This window comes from Micromonospora sp. NBC_01405 (assembly GCF_045040155.1).
In the GTDB taxonomy this organism is placed as follows: Bacteria; Actinomycetota; Actinomycetes; order Mycobacteriales; family Micromonosporaceae; genus Micromonospora.
In genome coordinates, this window is the sequence record NZ_CP109532.1 from 1,320,910 (window position 1) to 1,338,303 (window position 17,394).

Annotated in this window: 17 protein-coding genes and 1 pseudogene; 9 read left to right on the forward strand and 9 right to left on the reverse strand. The window is 73.5% G+C overall.

What is annotated here, in order from left to right; genetic code table 11:
- Positions 1 to 42: 42 nt before the first annotated feature.
- Positions 43 to 816 carry an enoyl-CoA hydratase/isomerase family protein gene (locus OG559_RS05050; protein WP_405112939.1) on the reverse strand — a complete coding sequence of 258 codons (774 nt, stop codon included), beginning with the start codon at positions 814 to 816 and terminating at the stop codon, positions 43 to 45.
- A 97-nt stretch (positions 817 to 913) separates the two neighbouring features.
- Here OG559_RS05050 and OG559_RS05055 point away from each other — a divergent pair, with 97 nt between their 5' ends.
- The 3 genes from OG559_RS05055 (at position 914) to OG559_RS05065 (ending at position 2,864) form a co-directional block, all read left to right on the forward strand.
- Positions 914 to 1,435 carry a DUF6232 family protein gene (locus tag OG559_RS05055; RefSeq protein ID WP_405112941.1) on the forward strand — a complete coding sequence of 174 codons (522 nt, stop codon included), beginning with the start codon at positions 914 to 916 and terminating at the stop codon, positions 1,433 to 1,435.
- 177 nt (positions 1,436 to 1,612) lie between these two features.
- Positions 1,613 to 2,095 (forward strand): DUF6232 family protein, encoded by a 483-nt coding sequence (locus OG559_RS05060; RefSeq protein ID WP_396669708.1) that lies wholly within the window; start codon positions 1,613 to 1,615, stop codon positions 2,093 to 2,095.
- A gap of 85 nt (positions 2,096 to 2,180) precedes the next feature.
- Positions 2,181 to 2,864 (forward strand): hypothetical protein, encoded by a 684-nt coding sequence (locus OG559_RS05065; RefSeq protein ID WP_405112943.1) that lies wholly within the window; start codon positions 2,181 to 2,183, stop codon positions 2,862 to 2,864.
- 18 nt (positions 2,865 to 2,882) lie between these two features.
- On the opposite strand, the gene OG559_RS05070 is transcribed toward OG559_RS05065, so the two are convergent.
- Entirely contained in the window at positions 2,883 to 3,782 is a 900-nt protein-coding gene (locus OG559_RS05070) for a ribokinase (protein ID WP_405112945.1), read from the reverse strand.
- Positions 3,783 to 3,801: 19 nt separating this feature from the next.
- Positions 3,802 to 4,644, reverse strand: coding sequence for an ABC transporter ATP-binding protein (locus tag OG559_RS05075; RefSeq protein ID WP_405112947.1), 843 nt, complete (start codon positions 4,642 to 4,644; stop codon positions 3,802 to 3,804).
- A 131-nt stretch (positions 4,645 to 4,775) separates the two neighbouring features.
- Here OG559_RS05075 and OG559_RS05080 point away from each other — a divergent pair, with 131 nt between their 5' ends.
- A complete protein-coding gene (locus tag OG559_RS05080) occupies positions 4,776 to 5,801 on the forward strand; it encodes an ABC transporter ATP-binding protein (RefSeq protein WP_405112949.1) in 1,026 nt (341 codons plus the stop codon).
- Entirely contained in the window at positions 5,798 to 6,805 is a 1,008-nt protein-coding gene (locus OG559_RS05085; RefSeq protein ID WP_405112951.1) for an ABC transporter permease subunit, read from the forward strand. The genes OG559_RS05080 and OG559_RS05085 overlap by 4 nt, the downstream gene beginning before the upstream one ends.
- Before the next feature lie 77 nt (positions 6,806 to 6,882).
- Here OG559_RS05085 and OG559_RS05090 read toward each other — a convergent pair whose 3' ends face one another.
- On the reverse strand, positions 6,883 to 8,052 hold the full coding sequence (locus tag OG559_RS05090; protein WP_405112953.1) for an ROK family protein: 1,170 nt from the start codon (positions 8,050 to 8,052) through the stop codon (positions 6,883 to 6,885).
- Between the two features lie 175 nt (positions 8,053 to 8,227).
- On the opposite strand from OG559_RS05090, the gene OG559_RS05095 reads away from it, so the two are divergent.
- Positions 8,228 to 9,679 carry a glycoside hydrolase family 3 N-terminal domain-containing protein gene (locus OG559_RS05095; protein ID WP_405112955.1) on the forward strand — a complete coding sequence of 484 codons (1,452 nt, stop codon included), beginning with the start codon at positions 8,228 to 8,230 and terminating at the stop codon, positions 9,677 to 9,679.
- A gap of 330 nt (positions 9,680 to 10,009) precedes the next feature.
- Here the strand turns inward: OG559_RS05095 and OG559_RS05100 are convergent, their stop codons facing one another.
- Complete coding sequence (locus tag OG559_RS05100; RefSeq protein WP_405112957.1) at positions 10,010 to 11,563, reverse strand: cation:dicarboxylate symporter family transporter; 1,554 nt, start codon at positions 11,561 to 11,563, stop codon at positions 10,010 to 10,012.
- A gap of 95 nt (positions 11,564 to 11,658) precedes the next feature.
- A complete protein-coding gene (locus OG559_RS05105; protein WP_405112959.1) occupies positions 11,659 to 12,321 on the reverse strand; it encodes a GNAT family N-acetyltransferase in 663 nt (220 codons plus the stop codon).
- 393 nt (positions 12,322 to 12,714) lie between these two features.
- On the opposite strand from OG559_RS05105, the gene OG559_RS05110 reads away from it, so the two are divergent.
- On the forward strand, positions 12,715 to 12,912 hold the full coding sequence (locus tag OG559_RS05110) for a DNA repair protein (RefSeq protein ID WP_405112961.1): 198 nt from the start codon (positions 12,715 to 12,717) through the stop codon (positions 12,910 to 12,912).
- 25 nt (positions 12,913 to 12,937) lie between these two features.
- Here the strand turns inward: OG559_RS05110 and orn are convergent, their stop codons facing one another.
- Positions 12,938 to 13,534 carry an oligoribonuclease gene (orn, locus tag OG559_RS05115; protein ID WP_405112963.1) on the reverse strand — a complete coding sequence of 199 codons (597 nt, stop codon included), beginning with the start codon at positions 13,532 to 13,534 and terminating at the stop codon, positions 12,938 to 12,940.
- Between the two features lie 67 nt (positions 13,535 to 13,601).
- Between orn and OG559_RS05120 the strand changes: the two genes are divergently transcribed.
- Complete coding sequence (locus tag OG559_RS05120) at positions 13,602 to 14,891, forward strand: glycosyltransferase family 87 protein (protein ID WP_405112965.1); 1,290 nt, start codon at positions 13,602 to 13,604, stop codon at positions 14,889 to 14,891.
- Positions 14,892 to 15,050: 159 nt separating this feature from the next.
- Here the strand turns inward: OG559_RS05120 and OG559_RS05125 are convergent.
- A pseudogene (locus OG559_RS05125) lies at positions 15,051 to 16,136 on the reverse strand (RNA-guided endonuclease InsQ/TnpB family protein); the annotation flags it as partial.
- Between the two features lie 22 nt (positions 16,137 to 16,158).
- Here OG559_RS05125 and tnpA point away from each other — a divergent pair.
- Positions 16,159 to 16,575, forward strand: coding sequence for an IS200/IS605 family transposase (gene tnpA, locus OG559_RS05130; protein WP_405112967.1), 417 nt, complete (start codon positions 16,159 to 16,161; stop codon positions 16,573 to 16,575).
- Between the two features lie 65 nt (positions 16,576 to 16,640).
- Here the strand turns inward: tnpA and OG559_RS05135 are convergent, their stop codons facing one another.
- Positions 16,641 to 17,240 (reverse strand): hypothetical protein, encoded by a 600-nt coding sequence (locus OG559_RS05135; protein WP_405112969.1) that lies wholly within the window; start codon positions 17,238 to 17,240, stop codon positions 16,641 to 16,643.
- Positions 17,241 to 17,394: the final 154 nt, after the last annotated feature.

The window sequence follows — 17,394 nt, forward strand, 5'->3', positions numbered from 1 at the left end:
ACACGCTACTGGCCGGTAGGCGGAATGTGAACCGTCCTCGGGTCAGCGCCCGGTGAAGTCCGGCTTGCGCTTCTCGACGAAGGCGGCCATCCCCTCGCGCCGGTCGTCGGTGGCGAACAGCGCCGCGAAGAGCTGGCTCTCCCAGGCCAGGCCGGAGGTGAGATCCATGTCCAGGCCGCCGTCGACCGCGAGCTTCGCCGCCCGCAGCGCCTGTACCGGACCTTTCAGGTACGGCTTCACCAGCTCGACGGCGGCGGAGTACACCTCGGCGGCCGGGACCACCCGGTCGGCCAGGCCGATCCGCAGCGCCTCCTGGGCGTCCACCATCCGGCCCGACATGATCAGGTCCTTGGCCCGGGCCGGGCCGACGAGACGGGCCAGCCGCTGGGTGCCGCCCGCGCCGGGGATGACGCCGAGCTTGATCTCCGGCTGGCCGAGCTTGGCGTCCTCGGCCACCACCCGCCAGTCGCAGGCCAGGGCCAGCTCGCAACCGCCGCCGAGGGCGTACCCGGTGATCGCGGCGACCACCGGCTTGGGGATCCGGGCGAACTCGCCGAGCGCGCTGGACAGGCCGGCTGCCCGCTCCGCCATGTCCACGTAGGACATCTCGGCCATCTCCTTGATGTCCGCTCCGGCCGCGAACACCTTCTCCCCGCCGTACACGATGACGGCGCGGACCTCGGGGTCGGCGGTGGCGGCCGCAGCGGCGGCCCGCAACTCCTCCTGGACCTGCTTGTTGAGCGCGTTCATCGGCGGCCGCTCCAGCCGGATGGTGCCGATGCCGTCCCTGGTCTCCAGCCGCACGAACTCGCTCACGCCGCCCTCACTTCCTCGTCGAAGTCGCGTGCCAACCTTACGGCCCGGGTCGTTGGGGTAAGTAGTCTGGTGTCCGCCCCGCGTCCCGGAGTCCGCCATGGTCAGGTACTACGAAGACAGGTCGGTGCAGGTCACCTCCGCCGCCATCCACGTGGACGGCCAGGCGTACCCGCTGGCCGAGATCAGCATGGTCTGGCACCTGCGCGGCAGCCGGTCCTGGCGGGTGCTCGTCGGCCGGGGCGCGATCGGCGCCGCGCTCGCCGGGCCGCTGGTCGCCGCCGCACTGGGCGTGGCGCTCGCGCTGTGGCTGCACCGCTCGCTGACCGTCACGATCGCCATCGTGGGGGCCTCGGTGCTGGTCGGGCTCGCCGTCGGGCCGGTCGCCGACTTCCTCTTCGAGCACCTGGACCGCTCGTACGCCCGGGGCAGCCGGCAGCTGGAACTGTGGGTCCGGTGGCGCGGCCACCCGGTGCGGCTGCTGAGCACCCGCGACGCGCTGCGCTTCGGGCAGATCTACCGGGCCGTGCAGCGGGCGGTGGAGGCCGGCCAGTCGCCGGCCCCCCGGGCGCGGGACACAGGCCCGTCGGGCAACATGGCCAGACCGCGCAACAGACCGTAGCGGTCCTGCTCGTCGCTCGCGATGCGACGGAGGTGTTTCCGACCGCCTACGGAGCTGCCCGCACAGACGGGGCAGCCCCGAAGGGCCCCGGGCTCCATCGCCCCGCCGCGCCGGTACCGCGCCGGAAAGACCCCGCACGCGGAGGCGCGGCACCGCCACAGCCGGTTAGCCTTAGTGATGACCCTCTATTACCGGGACGACGCGGTGCAGGTGACGTCCGAGTCGATCCGGGCGGGCGGCCACTCCATCCCGATCGCCGGAATCACGTACGTCTGGCACGCACGCGGGCGGACCACGCTCGCCGTGCGGGGGCGGGTCGTCGGCCGGGGCGTGCTGGTGCTGCTGCTGTCGCTGCCGCCGCTGGTGGCGCTGGTCTGTGTGGTCTCGCTCGCGTGGTCGGCGCAGGACCGGGGCAACTGGACGCTGGCTCTGATCATCCTGGCCGCCTGTGCCGTGGGCGTGCTGGCCCTGGTCCCGTTCCTGGAGGTGCCGCTCGGCTGGCTGGACCGCTCGTACGAGCGGGGGAACCGGGTGAACGAGCTGTGGGTGCAGCACCACGGCCAGGAGGTGATGCTGCTGCGCACCCCGGACGCGCTACGGTTCGGGCAGATCTACCGCGCCGTGCAGCGCGCCGTCGAGCAGCAGGTGGACCGGGGATGACCGATCGGCGGGCGGGGCGCTCGCCCTGACCCGGCAGTCGGGCGCCGGCGGGCGGCACTGGATGTCCCGGCGCACACTGGGAGGCATGGCGATTCCCCTTCCCCGGCCGACCGCTGTCCTCGGCCTCACCCGGTCCGCCTTCGATCAGGCCCTCGGCTCGGCCGCCTCGTTCGCCGCCGTCCCGGTCCGTGCGTTCGCGGTGCTGGACGGGGTGGAGGCGCTGCTGTCCCGGATCAACGGGGTGGTGGACCGGATCGAGGGGACACTGGACCGAACGGACCGGGTGCTCGACGACGCCGAGTCCGCCGTCCGGGAGGTGGCCGTGATCAGCGCCTCCGCGACCACCGCGATCGACACCGCCACCGGGGTCGCCACCGCGGCGGCCGTGGTGGTCGCCTCGGCCGAGGGGGTCGCCGGCCGGGCCGCCGCCACGGTGGACGCCGCCGCCGGGGCGGCCGACACCGCCGGCGAGCTGCTCGCCGCGTACGAGCCGGCGCTGCGGCGGGCCGCGCCGATGACGACCCGTTTCGTCGAGGAGCTCAGCCACGAGGAGGTGACGGCGGCCATCCGGCTGGTCGACGAGCTGCCCAAGCTCAAGGAGCACCTCACCGCCGACATCCTGCCGATCCTGGCCACCCTGGACCGGGTCGGGCCGGACCTGCACGACCTGCTCGACGTCACGCGGGACCTGAAGCTCGCCGTCGCCGGCATCCCCGGCCTGGGCATGCTGCGTCGCCGGGGCGAGAAGCTGACCGACGACCCGGGCTGACCGACGGCGCCCGCCCCGTCAGGCCGACGGGGCGTGGAGCTCGTCGATCTCGGCCCGGCGGGGCAGGGCCACGGACGCACCGAGTCTGCGTACGCAGGCCGCGCCGGCCGCCGCCGCCCACCGCACGGCGGCAAGCAGGTCCCGCCCCTCGCCCCAGGCCACGGCGAGGGCCGCCGTGAAGGCGTCCCCGGCTGCCGTCGAGTCGACCACGTCGACCTGCACCGCCGGGACGTACGCGGGCTCGGCGTCCCGCTCGACGTACCAGGCGCCGTCCCCGCCCAGGGTCAGCACCGCCCGGGGCGCGAGCGCCAGCAGCGCTCCCGGGTCGTCCCGGCCGCGCCCGGTGAGCGCCAGCGCCTCGTTCTCGTTGACCACCAGCAGGTCGACGGCGGCGAGCAGCTCGTCCGGCACCCGCTGGGCCGGCGCCGCGTTGAGGATCACCCGGGTGCCGGCGGCACGGGCGGCGAGCGCCGCCTCGGTCACCGTCGCGACCGGGATCTCCAGCTGGGCGACCAGCACGTCCGCCGCCCGCACGGCGGCCAGCTCGCCCTCGGTGAGGTCGGTGAACGCGGTGTTCGCCCCCGGGGTGACCATGATCGCGTTCTCGCCGTCGGCGCCGACCATGACCAGGGCGACGCCGGACGCCCCGTACACCACCCGGAGCTGGCCGGTGTCGACACCGGCCGCGGTGATCCGGGCCTTGAGGGTGACCCCGAACGCGTCGGAGCCGATCGCGCCGAGGAACGCGCAGGACGCGCCGGCCCGCACGGCGGCGACGGCCTGGTTGGCGCCCTTGCCGCCGGGGACCATGACGAAGGCGCTGCCGAGCACCGTCTCACCGGGACGCGGCAGGGCCGGCGCGGTGGCCACCAGGTCCATGTTGGCGCTGCCCACCACGACCACCCGGGTCTGCTGCACGCTCGGCACTCCTCGCGGCTCAGGCGGCGCGGGCCGTCCAGCGGTCGCCGACGCGGTCGACCGTCAGGGGCAGGCCGAAGGTCTTGGAGAGATTGTCGGCGGTCAGGGTGTCGGCGAGCAGCCCCTGGGCCATCACGCCGCCCTCGCGCAGCAGCAGGGCGTGGGTGAAGCCCGGCGGGATCTCCTCGACGTGGTGGGTGACCAGGACCAGGGCCGGAGCGTCCGGGTCGTACGCCAGCTCGGCCAGCCGGGCCACCAGGTCCTCGCGCCCGCCCAGGTCGAGCCCGGCGGCGGGCTCGTCCAGCAGCAGCAGCTCGGGATCGGTCATCAGCGCCCGGGCGATCTGCACCCGCTTGCGCTCCCCCTCGGACAGGGTGCCGTACGCCCGGTCGGCGAGGTGGCCGATGCCGAACTGGCCGAGCAGCGCGTGGGCCCGGGCCTCGTCGGTGCGGTCGTAGCTCTCCCGCCAGCGCCCCACCACCGACCAGGCTGCGGTGACCACCACGTCGACCACCCGTTCCTCGGCGGGCACCCGCTCGGCGAGGGCTGCGGTGGACAGGCCGATCCGCGTCCGCAGCTCGTTGACGTCGGTCCGGCCGATCCGCTCGCCGAGCACGTGCGCCGTGCCCGTGGTCGGGTGCAGCCGGCCGGCGGCCAGGCTCAACAGCGTCGTCTTGCCGGCACCGTTCGGGCCCAGCACGACCCAACGCTCGTCCAGCTCGACCCGCCAGTCCACGTCGTGCAGCAGCGCGGTGTCGGACCGGCGTACGCCAACACCGTCCAGGCTGACCACCAGATCCGCGTCCACGGGGGCGGTGGCGGGGGCGGCGCCGACGACGCCGGGGATCAGGTCACCAGTCACCCGTCCATCCAACCACGCACCGCCGCACCGCCCCCCACGGGCGGTGGCCACGCCATAAGGTGAGGCGCCGTGGCGTTGGTCACCGCACGGGGGAGGAACCAGATGCCGTACCGCTTCAGGGAGCGTCTCGGGTGAGCGCCGTAATCGAGATCGAGGGGCTACGCAAGACCTTCCACGGCCCGTACCGCAGCCGCCAGGTCGCCGTCGACGGCTTCGACCTGCTGGTGGGGCGGGGCGAGATCCACGGCTTCCTGGGGCCGAACGGCTCGGGCAAGACCACCACGCTGCGCGCCCTGCTCGGGCTGGTCCGCGCCGACGCGGGCCGGATGCGGCTGTTCGGCGAGGACGTGCCGCGCCGGTCGGCCGCGGTGGCCGGGCGGGTCGGCGCGATCGTGGAGACGCCGCAGTTCTTCGGCAACTTCACCGGGCACCGCACGCTGCGGCTGCTCGCCCTGGCCGGCGGGGTGCCGACCCGGCGGGTGGACGAGGTGCTGGACCAGGTGGGGCTGCGCGGCCGGGGCGACGACGAGGTCAAGGGCTACTCGCTGGGCATGCGGCAGCGGCTGGCGGTGGCCTCGGCCCTGCTCAAGGAGCCGGAGCTGCTGATCCTGGACGAGCCGGCGAACGGGCTGGACCCGGCGGGCATCCGGGAGATGCGGGACCTGATGCGGGAGCTGGCCGCCGCCGGGGTGACCGTGCTGCTGTCCAGCCACATCCTCGGCGAGATCCAGCTGATCTGCGACCACGTGACGATCATCTCCCGGGGGCGGCGGGTGGCCGCCGGGCCGGTGGAGGGCGTGCTGGACGGCCACGACCAGCACGAGTGGCGGGTCGGGGTGCCCGAGCAGGGGCAGGCTGCGGAGCTGCTGCGCCGGGAGGGACTGCCGGTGGAGGAGCACGCCGAGCACCTCGTCGTCGGCGGGGTGCCGGACGCCGGCGAGATCAGCCGGCTGCTGGGCGAGCAGGGGCTCTGGGTCCGCGAGCTGGTGCCGCTGCGACCCGACCTGGAGAGCGTCTTCCTGGAGCTCACCGACGACGGGGCGGAGCATCCCGAGCTGCCCGGGCTGGCCGACGAGCCGGCACCCGTCGACCCCGGCGAGGGCCGGCTCATCGACCTCGACGTGACCGTCGGCGACGACAGAAAGGTAAGGGCGTGAGCCTGGTACGGGCCGAGCTGGAACGGCTGGCCGCGCGCCGCTTCGTTCAGCTCATGCTGGTGCTGCTGGTGCTGGCGTTCGGGGTGACCGCGGTGACCACCCTGGTCGGCTCGCACCGGCCGTCGTCGATCGAGGTCGCCGAGGCCCAGCAGGCGGCGGCCGAGGAACGGCAGGCCCTGGAGGCCACGTACCAGCGGTGCGTGGCTGCCGCGCGGGGAAACCTGCCGCCGGAGGAGTCGGAAAGCTTCCCGAGCGACTGCTCGGCGTTCGACCCTGCCCAGCGGGAGCGGCTGCCGGTGGCCGCCGACCACCTCCAGGGGGTGTTCAACTTCGCCAACCAGGCCCGCCCGCTGCTGTACCTCCTGATCCTCTTCCTGGTGCTGTTCGGGTTCCTGGTCGGCGCCTCGTACATCGGGGCGGACCTGTCCACCGGCGGGGTGGTCAACCTGCTGATCTGGCGGCCCCGGCGGCTCGCCGTGCTCGGCGCGAAGCTGGGCACGCTGCTCGGCGCGCTGACGGCGGTGTCGGTGCTGGCGTCGACGGCGTACGGGGGCGCGTTCTGGCTGATCGGGCAGACCGCCGGGATGCCCGGGGCGACCGACGGGGACTTCTGGCCGCGGCTGTGGCTGACCTGGGCCCGTGGGGTGGTGCTGGTGCTGTTCGCCGCGACGGCCGGCTTCGCCATCGCCACCCTCGGCCGGCGGACGGCGGCGGCGCTCGGCGCGGTCATGGCGTACGCGGTGGTGTGGGAGCTCGGCCTGCGGGTGGTGGTGGAGGTGGTGGGCATACCGCGGGGCGAGGACTGGATGCTCTCCACCTACCTCGACGCCTGGCTGACCGGCGAGGCCCGGCTCTCCGACGCCTCCATGTGCGGGGGCGTGTCCGGCTACTGCGACGGCACCTACCAGCTCGGCTGGGGGCTCGGGCTGGCGGTGCTGCTGGCGCTGACCGGCGGGCTGACGGTGGCCGCGTTCGCCGCGTTCCGCCGCCGCGACCTGATCTGACCCGCGCACCCGGGGCGCGACAACTTGTTGCAGCGCCCCGGGTGATGGTGAAGAATTCCTACGTGACGGACGCGTGGTCAGCCCACGGTGCTGCCGAACACCTCGTCCCGCACGGCGTCGAGAGCGGTGCGCAGCGCGCCGTGCAGGACCGGCTCCTCGGTCAGTCCGCTCGGCACCACCCGGGGGCGGACCAGGGTGATCGCCGCCACCTCCCGCTGCACCCGCCCAGCCAGCGCCGCGCCGCCGGCCCGCCCGACCTCGCCGGCGAGCACCACCAGCGGTGGGTCGAGCACCACGCAGGTGCTCGCCACGCCCAGGGCGAGCCGGCGGGCCAGCTCGTCGAGCACCGGTGCGGCGTCGGCCTCGACCGCCGCGCGTACCGCCTCGGCGGCGCAGTCGGCGACGATGCCGTGCTCCCGGGCCACCGCCAGCACCGCGTCGCTGCCGGCGAGCTGCTGGAAGGCCGGCTTGGCCCGGCGGGACACGTCGCGCGGGATCGGCGCCCCGGGCACCGGCAGGTAGCCGATCTCGCCGGCCGCGCCGCTGCTGCCGTGGTGCAGCCGTCCGCCGAGCATGATCGCCAGACCGACGCCCGCGCCCAACCAGACCAGCACGAAGTCGGCCAACTCCCGGGCCGCGCCCGACTGCGCCTCGGCGACGGCGGCCAGGTTGACGTCGTTCTCGAAGACCACCGGGGTGTCCAGGTCCTCGCGCAACGCGGCGAGCAGGCCACGGTGCCAGCGCGGCAGGTTGAACGCGAAGGTGATGTCGCCGGTGCCCGGGTCGACCAGGCCGGGCGTGCCCAGCACCACCCGACGCACGACGGACAACTCGGCCCCGGCGCTGCTGGCGGCCTGGACGACGGCGTTGTGCACCACGCCGACCGGGTCGTCGGTGTCCCGGGTGGACTGCTCCACCCGGCCGGTCACCGCGCCCGTGATGTCGGCGCAGGCCGCGACCACCCGGTCCGCGCCGACCTCCACCCCGACCACGTACGCGCTGCTGGGCCGGACGGCGTAGAGCTGGGCGTTCGGGCCCCGCCCGCCGGCCTGCTCGCCGACCCGGGCGACCAGGCCGCGTTCCTCCAGCCGCTCGACCAGCTGGCTGGCGGTGACCTTGGACAGGCCGGTCAGCTCGCCGATCCGGGCCCGGGTCAGCGGCCCGCGCTCGAGTAACAGCTCCAACGTCGCGCGGTCGTTGAGCGCTCGTAACAGGCGGGGGGTGCCGGGCAGCCGGGTCGCACTCATGCCATGTCCTCTAGCTATTCGTAAGCTCTACTCACCACTACCGACCTGCAGACGGGTGTCCGTAGCGTAACGGCCGCCCGGGACCGGGTGGTCGGACGACCCGGCGGCGACCGTGGTCCCGCCGGCGAACCCGGTACGACGTTCGTGCCCTCGGGCACCGGAAGGGGACAGACTCGTGGGGACCGATCCAGGACTGCGCCGGCTCGCGCTGGGCACCCTACTCGCCGCGTACCCGGGGCCCGTCCCGCCGGACTGGGCCGTCGGCCTCGTGGGCGAGGGCCTGGCCGGGCATACCCTGTTCGGCACGAACGTGCACGACTTCGCCCAGCTCGCGGCGAGCACGGCGGCGCTGCGCGCGGCCCGGCCCGACGTGCTGGTCGCCATCGACGAGGAGGGCGGCGACGTCACCCGGCTCGCCCGCGCCACCGGCAGCCCGTACCCGGGCAACGCCGCGCTCGGCGCGGTCGACGATCCGGCGGTGACCGAGCGGGTGTACGCGGCGATCGGGGCCGAGCTGGCCGCCCTCGGGATCACCGTCAACCTCGCGCCGACCGTGGACGTGAACACCGCCGACGAGAACCCGGTCATCGGCACCCGCTCGTTCGGCGCCGACCCGGCCCGGGTGGCCGTCCACTCGGCCGCCGCCGTCGCCGGCATCCAGTCGACCGGCGTGGCCGCCTGCGCGAAGCACTTCCCCGGCCACGGCGCGGCGACCGCCGACTCGCATTACGAGCTGCCCACCGTGGACGTGCCGCCGGCCGTACTGCGCGAGCGGGACCTTCCGCCGTTCGCCGCCGCCATCGGGGCCGGGGTGCGGTCGATCATGACGGCGCACATCCGGGTCCCCGCGCTGACCGGGGACGACCCGGCCACCTTCAGCCGGGCGGTCCTGGTCGACCTGCTGCGCCGCGAGTACGGCTTCTCCGGGGCGGTGATCACCGACGCGCTGGAGATGAAGGGCGCGGCGCTCGCCGCCGGGGGCGTCGGCCCGGCCGCCGTCCGCGCGCTCGCCGCCGGGGCGGACCTGCTCTGCATCGGCGCCACGGTCGACGCCGCGCTGGTCGAGCGGGTGGCCGCCGAGATCGTCGACGCGCTCGGCGACGGTCGGCTGGACCGGGCCCGGGTGGAGGAGGCCGCCGGCCGCACCGCGGCGCTCGCCGCCTGGACCCGGCCCGCCGGCACGCCGCCCCCCGCCCCGACCGACCTCGGGTACGCCGTCGCGCGGCGCGCCGTCCGCGTCGAGGGCGACGTCACAGGGCTGGGCCGGCCGCTGGTGGTCCAGTTGCACACCGCGTCCACGATCGTCGAGGAGCGGGTGCCGTGGGGGCTCGGCCCGCACCTGGCCGGGCTGGAGGAGGTGCGGGTGGTGGCCGCCGAGACCGACGTGGCGTCCCTGCGCGGGCTCGCCGGGGCCCGGCCCATCGTGCTGGTGGGCCGGCACCTGCACCGGCTCCCCGGCGGCCCCGACCTGGTCGACGCGCTGGCCGCCACGCATCCGGTGACCGTGGTGGAGATGGGCTGGCCGGGCCGGTGGCGGCCGACGGGCACTCGCGCCTACGTGACCACGTACGGGGCGAGCCACGCAAACGGGCGGGCGGCGGCGGAGGTGCTCGGCCTGGCCGGTTGACCCCGAGCTGCGCTGGTTCGCGTACCGGGGGTTGGTCCGCTCGCCGGGCTGTCCCGGCACGGGTGCCCCGGTCGGCCAACCGCCAGACACCGACCCTGATCCGCACTCTGCGTCACTAGGCCCAGAAGCCACCCAGCTCGCTGCATCACAGGTCAAGTCCCCTAAACGACACCGACAACCCGCCGATCACCCCTTGCCCGACCCATTATCGATACGTAGCGTCATGGGCGGGACGGCGGCCGGCAGGAGGGCCTGGGGAAAGGCTGCGGACCGTGGATCCGGCCCGGGATCCACGGTCCGCGCCCCGCCTGCGGCACCGGCCGGCGGGCGTCAGCGCAGGGCGGGCACCGGGCGGGCCGGGTCGGCTGCCCGCGCATCCGCCTCCGTCCCGTCGCGGGGCACGTCGTCCCCGTGCGGGTCGTCGAGCATGGTCGCCTCGTCGAACGGGTCGTCGCCGCGTAGCACCCGCTTCGCCCGGTCCCGGTCGAAGCCCTGGGTCCAGGTGCCGACCAGCACGGTGGCCACAGCGTTGCCGGCGAAGTTGGTCAGCGCCCGGGCCTCGGACATGAACCGGTCGATCCCGACGATCAGCCCCACCCCGTCGACCAGGTCCGGGCGGTGCGACTGGAGGCCGCCGGCCAGGGTGGCCAGGCCGGCGCCGGTCACCCCGGCCGCCCCCTTCGAGGCGATGATCATGAAGAACAGCAGCGAGATCTGCTCGCCGATCGACAGCGGCTTGCCCATCGCCTCGGCGATGAACAGCGCGGCCATGGTCAGGTAGATCGCGGTACCGTCGAGATTGAACGAGTATCCGGTGGGGACGGTGATGCCGACCACCGGCTTGCTCACCCCGACGTGTTCCATCTTGGCGATCAGCCTGGGCAGCGCCGACTCCGACGACGAGGTGGACAGGATCAGCAGGAACTCCCGGCCCAGGTAGCGCAGCAGTTTGAAGATCGAGATCCGGGCGACGATCCAGAGCAGCGCGCCGAGCACCAGGAACACGAAGATCGCGCAGGTGGCGTAGAAGCCGAGCATGATCTGGGCCAGGCTCTTCAGCGCGTCCACGCCGGTCGCGCCGACCACGGCGGCGATCGCCCCGAACGCGCCGATCGGCGCCAGCCACATGATCATCGCAAGCACCTTGAAGACCACCCGCTGGAGTACGGCGATCGCATTGATCACCGGCTCGCCACGCCGGCCGAGGCTCTGCACCGCGAACCCGACCAGCAGCGCGACGAGGAGCGCCTGGAGCACGTCGCCCTCGGTCAGCGCGGAGAACAGGGTGGTCGGAATGATGCCGAGAACGAATTCGACGGTCCCCTCAGACTCCCCACCGGCAGCCTTCTGGCCGGCACCGGCGAGCGCGCCGTCGAGCGCCAGCCCCGAGCCCGGGTGGATCAGGTTGCCGACCACCAGGCCGATCGCCAGCGCGACGGTCGACATCAGCAGGAAGTAGCCGAGGGCGAGGCCGCCGACCTTGCCGACCTGCGCCGCCTTCCGTACCGAGCCCACGCCGAGCACGATGGTGCAGAAGATCACCGGACCGATCATCATCTTGATCAGGTTGACGAAACCGGTGCCGAGCGGGGCGAGGGACTTGCCGAAGGCGGGGAAGACCAGCCCGACCGCGATGCCCGCGAGGACGGCGGCGATGACCGCGAGGTAAAGGTAGCGGGTGCGGTCCTTGCGGCGGGACGGCTTGGCGACGGTGTCCGCACCGGGGACGGCACCGGGTGCGGCGTCGCGCGGGCCGGGAACGCCCTGGCCGGGGGCGACGGCCGCGGGCCGGCCACCGCCCTGCGGGCCGGACGGGCCGGTGGGGCGCGACCCGGACCCGTACTCGGGCTCCGGATCCGGTGTCGGTGCGCGGTTGTCAGCCATGCGGCCACCCCTACCCACCGGTGTCCGTCGTCACACCGGCGACCACGGGCGCCGGCCGGGGCCGCCGGGCAGCTACGGGTCGCCGGGGCCCGGAGTCACGGCGGGTACACCCCGTACGACCGCCAGCCCTGGTCCGCGAAGCCGGCCGCCTCGGCGACCCGCGCCGACGCGACGTTGGCGGGGTCGTGCCGGTACGTCGGCACCGCACCCCCGTCGAGCACCCGGCGGGCGGCCCGGGCGACGAGGCTACGCGCCAACCCGCGCCCCCTGGCCTCCGGCACGGTGCCGACGGCCAACTCGTGCCCGTGGGCGTCGTGCCGCTTGATCGCCGCGCCGGCCAGGTATCGTCCGTCGGCGCCCCGCACCACCAGCACCTCGCGGTCGAACAGCCGCAGCCACCGCGGCAGCCCTGGCTCGGTCGGCGCGACCCAATCCCCCACGTCCGGCAGCGGAGCCGGGGCCAGGGTCCACCGGAAGACGTCCTCGTGGCACACCCACCCGGGGTGGTCCACGGCGGCCGGCAGGCCGGCAATCAGCCGCCGCTCCGACTGACCGGCCAGCGCCCGGACCGCCGGGGCGTGCCGGGGCGCCACCGAGAGCACCGTGCCGCGGCCGTCGCCGACCGCGATCGCCGGGCGGAGCCGGCCGTCCCAGGCGGGCAGGGCACGCCGGCGCGAGCTGACCACGTTCAGCCCGGGTCCGGCCGGCCACTGCCCGAGCCAGGTCGCCAGGTGCAGGTACAGCCGCCGGTCGAGCACCGGTCACCCTCCTCCGCACCGCCGCAACGCGCCCCACCCCGAGGCCAACATGATCACGGTACGCCAGCCACCCCCACCCCACCCCACAACCGCTCTCACCCGCCCCACCCTGTTGATCCAGGCCGGCCGGTACGCGTCACGCGACATCGCCCGCCGGATCACCCCCACCCGGCGGAGAAGGACCCCGACCCGCCTCCGGCCGAGAGCTCCAGCGGGTCGCTTCTGAAGATCGCGCGCAGGCTGATTGAGGCGACCGACGGGCGGGTAGACGTACAGAAGATCACCGATGAATTTCGGTTCATAGTCCGGTTGCCGCCGGGGGGAACCGGACGCATCGATCAAACGTCACAACCATTTCCATCCATGTACAACTTTCTCTGGGACGGTATGGTCATGCCGAATCTGCCTTATGACCGGTACCAACAGGACGCCGAGCGCGGCTGGCGGGAAGCCGGAAGCGGGCGGTTCCCCGCGCAGCCGACGTACCGCGAGCTACGCAACGCGCGCCGCGCGGAGCCGGCGCTGTCCTGGGCGGAGTTGAACCGGCTGCCGGCCGGCGTCTCCACCCGGCGCGGCCTCACCGCCCGCTGAACCCGCGCGGACGGGGGGCCGGAGCTCAGAGCTCGGCGGCGATGGCCTTGGCGCTGTCCACATCGGGGCCGGGCAGCGGGACGAAGAGGGTACGCCGGTAGTACTCCAGCTCGCGGATGCTCTCCCGGATGTCGGCCAGCGCCCGGTGGGCCAGCCCCTTCCGCGGCTGCCCGAAGTACACCCGCGGGTACCAGCGCCGGCACAGTTCCTTGATGGAGGAGACGTCGATCATCCGGTAGTGCAGGTGCGCGTCCAGGCGCGGCATGTCCCGGGCGATGAAGCCCCGGTCGGTGGCGATGGAGTTGCCGCACAGCGGCGCGGTGCGCGGGTCCTTGACGTGGCTGGTGACGTAGTCGAGCACCAGGTCCTCGGCCTCGGCCAGGGTCACGGCCGAACGCCGGACCTCCTCGGTGAGGCCGGACTTGCCGTGCATGGTCCGGACGATCTCCGGCATCCCCTCCAGCGCCGCCTCGTCGGCGTGGATCACCACGTCGACACCGTCACCGAGCACGTTGAGGTCGGGGTCGGTGACGAGCGCGGCGACCTCGATCAGGGCGTCCCTGCCGAGGTCCAATCCGGTCATCTCACAGTCGATCCAGACGAGGAGGTCAGCCACGGCCACAGCCTACGCGCAGCCCACGCCCTCGCGCCTCGGCCCTGTCGGCCGGATGGACCGCTAGGGTTTCCCCGTGCCAGCTGAACCGATCGCGCCACCCTCCGTCACCGCCGACGAGCCGGGCGGCCGCAGGGTCCGCCGGCTGGTCACGGTGCTGGCCCTGGCCGCCGTCCTCCCGGCGTTGTACCTGCCCGGGCTGGTGCACGACTTCTTCGACCTGAAGATCTACATGCGGGCGATGGACTGGTGGGCCGCCGGCCACCCGCTCTACGACTACGCGCAGCCGGACCGGGTCCAGGGCGAGCTGTACTTCACCTACCCCCCGCTGAGCGCGCTGCTGCTGCGCCCGTTCGCGCTGCTGCCGCTGGGCCTCACGATCGCGGTCTTCACGATCCTGACCGCGCTCGCCGTGGTGGTGACCACCCGCTGGCTGCTCGCCCCGGTCGTCGCCCGGCACGGCCTGCCCCGGACGTTCACCCTCACCGTCGCGGTGCTGCTGGTCTTCGCGGTGGAGAGCACCCGGGAGACGATCACCTTCGGTCAGATCAACATGCTGCTGGTCGTGCTGATCCTGGCCGACCTGCTCTTCGGGGTGCCGCAGGGGCGGCGCTGGGCGGGGGTCGGCGTCGGGTTGGCCACCGCCCTGAAGCTCTACCCGGGCATCTTCATCGTCTACCTGCTGGCGACCCGCCGCTGGCGGGAGGCGGCCGTGGCGTCGGCGACCGCCGCCGGGGCCACCCTGCTCGTGGCGGCCGTGGCCCCGTCGGACTCGTGGCGGTTCTGGACCCACGAGCTGTGGGCGACCAGCCGGGTCGGGCGCACCGACTACACCGGGAACCAGTCGTTGTTCGGGCTGCTCAGCCGGTTCACCGCGCCGGCCGAGCCGAACCGGGCGCTGTGGCTCGCGCTGGCCCTGCTCGTCGCCGGGTACGGGCTGTGGCGGGCCGCCCGCGCAGCCTCGGCGGGGGACGCGCTCACCGGCCTGACCCTGACCGGGCTGGTGGGCGCGCTGGTCAGCCCGATCACCTGGACCCACCACATCTACTGGTTCGTCCCGGCGGTGGTGGTGCTGGCCGACGCGGCGCTGGGCGCGGACCCGGCCACGCCCGACGGGGCGCGGCGGCGCCGGTGGCTGACCGGGCTGGCCGTGTTCACCGGCGCGGTGATCGTCTACGGGGTGGTCTCGTTCCACGACTGGGGGGTGGCCCCGGTGCGCACGGACTCACCCGGGCAGTTCCTGGTCCGCAACACGTACGTGCTGCTGAGCCTGCTGCTGCTGGTGGCTCTGCCGGTCGCCCGGCGGGCCGGGCCGACCACCGCCAGGGACGAGAAATCGCACCAACTGGACAGAACTCCCGATTGACGTCCTCCTCGCCATAAATGGCGAGGATTCCGGTCTGTTACACCCCCGAAGGGCAAGCTCCCGGTGGGTTACCGCTTCCCTGCGTGGTGCCGGCACGGATGCCGGTCTTACCTGCGCTCCACGGTCGTTGAGGTCCGCCCGTCCGGCGGCCCTGATGTTCCTGGCGGCGTTGACGTCCCGGTCGTGGTGGCTGCCGCACGGGCAGTCCCACGCTCGGATCGACAGGTCAATCCTGTCGTTGATCCGGCCGCAGTCGGAGCACATGCGGGTCGACGGGAACCACCGATCTACCCGGCCGAACGTGCGCCCGTACCGGGCGGCCTTGTACTCCAACATGCTGGTGAACGAAGCCCATCCAGCGTCGTGCACACTCTTGGCCAGTCGGGTCCGGCCGAGACCAGCCACAGCAAGGTCTTCCACGTACACCGCTTGGTTGTCGCGGATGATCGCCGTGGACAGTTTGTGCTGCCAGTCCCGCCGGGTGTCCGCCACCCGCGCATGGGCGCGGGCAACCTTCACGACGGCCTTCTTGCGGTTCTGACTGCCCCGCTGCTTGCGGGACAAGTCCTGCTGCAACCGGCGCAGCTTGCGGGCCGCCCGGCGCAGGAACTTCGGCGCAGACACCTTCGTGCCATCGGACAGGACCGCGAAGTGGGTCAGACCCAGGTCGATGCCCACCTCGGAGTCCGTCTCCGGCAGCGCCTCGTCCGTGCTGGTCCGCACGACGAACGACGCGAAGTACCGTCCGGTCGCGTCCCGGATCACCGTCACCGACGACGGCTCCGACGGCAAGGACCGCGACCACCGGACTGGCACATCCCCGACCTTCGGCAGCCGCAGCCGCCCGTTGTCGAGAACCTTGAACCGGGAGTTCGCGGTGAACCGAACAGCCTGCCGGTTGTCCTTGCGGGACCGGAAACGTGGCGGGGCCACCTTGCGGCCCTTCCGCTTGCCACTGACCGAGGCGAAAAAGTTCCGGTAGGCCGTGTTCAGGTCGGCGAGGGCCTGCTGCAGCACCACCGCCGACACCTCGCCGAGCCACCCCCGGCCGGGGGTCCTCTTCGCCTCAGTGATGACCCTCTTGGACAGGTCCCCATCCGTGATGTAGGGCAACCCCTGTTCGCGGGCCCCTTGCCGTACGCGCAGCCCGTCGTTGAACACCACCCGCGCGCACCCGAACGCCCTGGCCAAGGCTTGCCGCTGGCCGGGCGTCGGGTAAAGCCGGTAGCTGCAACGCAACTGCACCCATCGATTGTATCATTGGTTTATGGCCGACACGGAAGACGTTCGCACTGGTAGACACTGCGTCTTCGCGTTGCACGCCCACTTGGTTTTCGTCACGAAGTACCGACATGGAGTCTTCACTGACCGACACCTCACGCGAATGGAAGAAATCATGCGGGCGGTGTGCGAAAACTTTTCCGTCGAACTGGTCGAGTTCAACGGAGAACGCGACCACGTACACCTGATGGTCAACTTTCCGCCCACCGTCGCAGTGTCCCGGCTGGTCAACTCCCTCAAAGGAGTATCGTCCCGTCGGCTGCGACAGGAGTTCCCCGAACTGGTCGAGCACTATTGGCGGGCGCAACGCCTGTGGTCCGGTTCCTACTACGCCGGATCGGTTGGCGGAGCGCCGCTGTCCGTGGTGCGCCAGTACATCGAAGATCAACGGCGGCCCGCCTGACGGCGGGGTCAGGAACGCCGCCGGCGAGGGGCGCACCCGCCCCGCCGGCCGGGGCGGCGTACCGGTCAGGAGGGTTGGCGGGTGCGGGCCGGGCCGGGCGCGGCCGGGCGGATGCGGCGGGGCTCGATGCGCACCGGACGGGCCGTGACCTCCGGGTTCAGCGGCGGCCAGGCCAGCGGTGCCGGCGGGGACGGCGGGGCGAGATCGGCCAGGGTGGCCGGGCGGCGGGCCGGGGCCGGCCCCAGCGCCGGGCGGGGCTGGCCGGCGGGCGGACCCACCGCCACCAGTTGCCGTTCGGCGGGGACCGCCGGGGCCGGCGCGGGGCCGGCGCCGAGCGCGTCGAGCGAGGTCATCCCGAGCCGGCCGGCGAGCACCGGCACCTGGTCGGGCTCGACCACGAAGACCACCTCGCGGGGGCGCACCGGGCGCAGCAGGAGCGCGGCGGACACCACCAGCAGGCCGCCCAGGACGATCAGCGCCCAGACGGCTGCGGGGAGCCACCCGGCGGCGAGTTCCGCCTGCAGGTCCACCGCGCCAATCCGGGCGGTGACGCCGCCGTCGGGGTCGACGCGCCGGGTGGCGACGCCGAGGGCGGCACCGGCCAGCAGCGCCGGGATCCCGATGGTGAGCAGCAGCATGCCGACGAGCGCGCGAGCGAATCGCATCCGTGTCGTTTCCTTCCGTGGCCGGGTACCCGGACGACCATACCGATGCAAATCGCACAATCACCCGATATCACCAGCAACGGCGTACGGCGACGCGGAAAAGGCGCTGGCCCGCCGGTAGGGACCGGCGGGCCAGCGGGCGGTACGGGACGGC